The following is a 4,112-nucleotide window of genomic DNA, read 5'->3' on the forward strand; positions in this document are numbered from 1 at the left end:
ATCTAAAATAAGTTCGAATTTTTCTTGTTGTTTATTACCTATTAAAAATCCAATTTCTTCTAATTCTGTTCCTGAAAAATTTGGCATATCTAATTTTCTACCTCTAAAAACAGGAGTAAAATCCGTTAAGTTTATTTCTATAGTTTGCCAATCTCCATTTGTTTGAAAATGATAAACATATGAATATTGATTAAACATAGATGGTTTTATTCTAAACTGATACTTTTTTCCATCTCCTTTTAAACGAATTTTAATTTTCTTGAATTTAGAAACATCTAGCTTATCAAAACGATGTCTTAATGAAGAAAACCCACCATTATTTTCTACAGATACTTCTCCTTTAAAAACAGCTTTTCCTTCGGTATTAATACTAATAGAACTAGTAGATTTACCTCCCATTACAACATCATTTACAATTGACCAACTGTGTAATTTGCTGTTTTTTGTAAAATCTACAATGGTATGGTTTGTATTTAAAAGTATGGACATAAGTATAAGAATTTTAAAAATTGACATTGTTTATTATTTGTATTCTCCAAAAAGTTCAATAAGCTTTTTGGTTCTATGGTTAAAAATTTCAGTCAGTTTTGGTTTTACAAGAATTGGGTGTACCAACCTACCTATAAAACCAAAAGGAACTTTATAATCTATAATATCTTCCATTTCTACACCACCATCAATTTCTTTAATAAAATGTTTATGATGCCAAAGAGCATAAGGTCCAAATCGCTGTTCATCAACAAAATATTGCTGATCCACAACGTGTGTTATTTCCGTAACCCAATTGGTTTTAATTCCTAGTACTGGAGTTACAATATATTGTATTATTTGTCCTGCAAACATAGGTTTATCGGCTCCAGATACTATATCAAAACTCATATAAGCAGGCGTAATTGTTTTTAAATTTTTTGGACTTGATAAAAACTCCCAAGCTTTATCAACTGTAATTGGCAACTTTTGTTTTGAAGATAGACGATAAACAATTCCTTTTGATGAAAATTTCATAAATTAATTTTTTAAATAAGAATAAGCATTTAAGCTAGTTGCAATTAATAACCATATAAAATATGGTGCAATTAATAAGGATTTAAATTTCATTTCAGAAAGGAAACTGAACAAATAATAGCCAACTAAAACTGTAAGTGAAATTATTACAATCAATGCAAAACCTATAGCGTGCTGATTAAAAAATATGTAGTTCCAAGATACATTTAGAATAAATTGGATACTAAAAAGAATCCAAAACGTATTGGTTTCTTTAATGTTTACCAAATACGATAAATATATTGAAAAACAGATCATAATAGTTGTCCAAGCTACTCCAAAAATCCACCCTGAAGGAGTCCAGGGAGCTTTGTTTAATGCTAAATACCAGCCAGATGTTGGACCATTATTCATTAACCAGCTACCAATACCAAGTGCGGAAAAATTTATTAGTAAAAACAATACTAACCACATTATTTGCTTCATTTTAGTTTTATTGTAGTTGCTTTGTAATTTTATTATTTAATGGTTTCGTTATTGAATAATAAAAATCGATATAATCTCCATTTTCATCAATCAAATATTTTTGAAAATTCCATTTTACTGATGAACTTTTAACACCATTTAATTCTTTCTTTGTTAACCAAGCATATAATGGATGTTGATTGTCTCCTTTAACATCAACCTTTTCGGTCATTAAAAATGTAACTCCGTAATTAACTTCACAAAAACTTTTAATTTCAGTTAATGTACCCGGCTCTTGACCTCCAAACTGATTACAAGGAATTCCGATTACAACTAATTTATCTTTGTACATTTTATGTAACTTTTCCAAGTCTTCATATTGCCCTGTAAAACCACATTCTGATGCAGTGTTTACAAACAATATTTTCTTGCCTTTAAAATCTTTCAAATTAATTGCTTCTCCTGTAATACTATTTATTGTAATGTCATACAAAGACGATTGAGAACTCATATATGTGTTATTTAAATTTGTTTCATTTATAAAAAATACTGAAAGTATTATACTTGATATTAAACCAGCTATTTTCATGTGTTTTATGTTGATTTTATGATTAATTTTTGAATGAAGTTATTCCACAATCCATTTCGAATATTTGCCCAGACATAGATGCTGCTTTATCTGAAATTAGAAAAACAGCCATTTGAGCAACTTCTTCGGGATTTAAATATTTTTTTAAGGGATGTCTTTCTATCATTTGTTCCTTTTGCCGATCATTTCTCAATAATTTTGCCGCCAAAGTTGTATCTGTAACAGTTGGTGCAATTGCATTAATTCTTATTTTTGGAGCATATTCTGCGGCTAACGATTTTACCAAACCTTCAATTGCTGACTTTACACTTGCAACGCTCGTATGAAAAGGCATTCCTAATTTAGAAGCAACCGTACTAAATAATAAGATATTTGCATTATCTGTTTCTTTTAAATTTGGTAAATATTTTTGAATTGCTTTTACTGCACCAATAAAATTAATTTCGTAATCATTTTTAAAATCTTCTATTTTTAAACGTTCAAAAGGTTTTAAATTTATACTTCCTGGGCAATAAATTAATGTGTCAACCTTTTCTAGATTTGGCAAATCATCTGTTAAAATATCACAATTATAATGTGTTAAATTTCGATGAGAAAATTCTGGTTGAGACCTGCTAATATTAATTACACAATTTTCATCTAACATAACAGTAGAAATTGCTTTTCCAATACCTTTGCTTCCACCTATAATTACAATTGTCTTCATATAAATTTATATAGTAATCCGTAATTTTAATCGTTTTTCAATTTTTTTCTTAATAACTGTTAAACGCTTCATAATATCCATTAATTCAGGGTTTTTTGTTTTTTTATAAATTTCATTTAACCCTAAAATCAATCCTTTCACTTCTCTTGAAGCTAAAATCCGTTCGTTTGTTGTTTTTAATGAAAGTTTACGCTCCTCAAATTCCAACGCTTTTTCAACTAATTCCATATTTTTATAATTTTAAATAGTTTTGAAGTTCTACAATTTTTTCTTGCTGATTAAAAACCCCTCCATAATAACTTGTAACAGTTGCCGAAGAATCATCTTTTATTCCTCTCGAAGCAACACACAAATGCTTAGCATCGATGATAATAGCAATGTCATCCGTTTCTAAAATGGAAGCTAATTCAAGTGCAATTTGATTTGTTAATCGTTCTTGAACCTGAGGTCTGTTAGCAAAATATTGTACAATTCGATTAATTTTTGATAGCCCAATTACTTTTCCAGAAGAAACATAAGCTACATGTACTTTGCCAAAAATTGGCACAAAATGATGTTCACAATTAGAGTAAAATTGAATATTTTTTTCAACTAACATCTGATTGTATTTATATTTATTGTCAAATAAAGCAATTTTAGGCTTATTTTCAGGGTTTAAACCTGAAAATATTTCTTCAATATACATTTTGGCAACTCTTTTTGGAGTTCCTTTTAAAGAATCATCGGTTAAGTCCAACCCCATAACTTCCATTATTTGAGAAAATAATTTAGCTATCTTTTCTTTTTTTTCCTCATCAGAAATGTCAAAGGCAGTTGGTGTTAATGGAGTTTTAATTCCCGTATATAAGTGATCGTCTCCTATTTCATCAAATGTAAAACCGTTTAGTTTTGTTCCATTAATAGGGAAATTCAACAAAGTTTCTTGGTGTTTCATAAAGTTTAATTTTTAGTTCGTAAGTATCCTCAATCAGAGGCCTCAAAATGTTATAAATAACAATAGCAATATTTTCTGCAGTTGGGTTTAAAGTTTTAAAAACTTCAACATCTAAATTCAAATTTTTATGGTCAAATTTATTTAACACATGGTCTTTTATTAAATCCGATAACTGTTTAGTATCTATAACATAACCAGTATCTGCATTAACTGTGCCAATAACTTTTACTTCTAATTCGTAATTATGTCCATGATAATTTGGATTGTTGCATTTACCAAATACAGCGATGTTTTTTTCATCGGACCACCTTGAATTATGTAATCTGTGTGCCGAATTAAAATGCTCTCTTCTGACTATTGCTGTCTTAAAATTCATTTTGTTTATTTATTTTTATACAAAGCTAAACAATTAATTTTAAATTTCACTCATTCAT

Annotated in this window: 8 protein-coding genes; all 8 read right to left on the bottom strand. The window is 28.3% G+C overall.

Annotated features, from left to right (window positions below; genetic code table 11):
• On the bottom strand, positions 1-489 hold a 489-nt coding region (locus tag AB1Z17_RS11640; protein WP_368051964.1), incomplete at its 3' end, for a CIA30 family protein.
• A 33-nt stretch (positions 490-522) separates the two neighbouring features.
• Positions 523-1,005 (bottom strand): cell division inhibitor, encoded by a 483-nt coding sequence (locus AB1Z17_RS11645; protein ID WP_368051965.1) that lies wholly within the window; start codon positions 1,003-1,005, stop codon positions 523-525.
• A 3-nt stretch (positions 1,006-1,008) separates the two neighbouring features.
• Positions 1,009-1,470 (bottom strand): TspO/MBR family protein, encoded by a 462-nt coding sequence (locus AB1Z17_RS11650; RefSeq protein ID WP_368051966.1) that lies wholly within the window; start codon positions 1,468-1,470, stop codon positions 1,009-1,011.
• Positions 1,471-1,477: 7 nt separating this feature from the next.
• Positions 1,478-1,960, bottom strand: coding sequence for a glutathione peroxidase (locus AB1Z17_RS11655; protein WP_368051971.1), 483 nt, complete (start codon positions 1,958-1,960; stop codon positions 1,478-1,480).
• Between the two features lie 100 nt (positions 1,961-2,060).
• Positions 2,061-2,744, bottom strand: a complete 684-nt coding sequence (locus AB1Z17_RS11660; protein WP_368051967.1) for an SDR family NAD(P)-dependent oxidoreductase — start codon at positions 2,742-2,744, stop codon at positions 2,061-2,063.
• Between the two features lie 6 nt (positions 2,745-2,750).
• Entirely contained in the window at positions 2,751-2,972 is a 222-nt protein-coding gene (locus AB1Z17_RS11665) for a hypothetical protein (RefSeq protein ID WP_368051968.1), read from the bottom strand.
• Between the two features lie 4 nt (positions 2,973-2,976).
• The gene (gene folE / locus AB1Z17_RS11670) at positions 2,977-3,678 is read right to left on the bottom strand and encodes a GTP cyclohydrolase I FolE (protein ID WP_368051969.1); all 702 of its coding nucleotides are present in this window, start codon (positions 3,676-3,678) and stop codon (positions 2,977-2,979) included.
• Positions 3,641-4,054, bottom strand: a complete 414-nt coding sequence (locus AB1Z17_RS11675; RefSeq protein ID WP_368051970.1) for a 6-pyruvoyl tetrahydropterin synthase family protein — start codon at positions 4,052-4,054, stop codon at positions 3,641-3,643. Before AB1Z17_RS11675 ends, folE begins: the two co-directional genes overlap by 38 nt.
• Between the last annotated feature and the right edge of the window lie 58 nt (positions 4,055-4,112).

Origin of the sequence: Lutibacter sp., assembly GCF_040883305.1 — a bacterium.
Classification (GTDB): Bacteria; Bacteroidota; Bacteroidia; order Flavobacteriales; family Flavobacteriaceae; genus Lutibacter.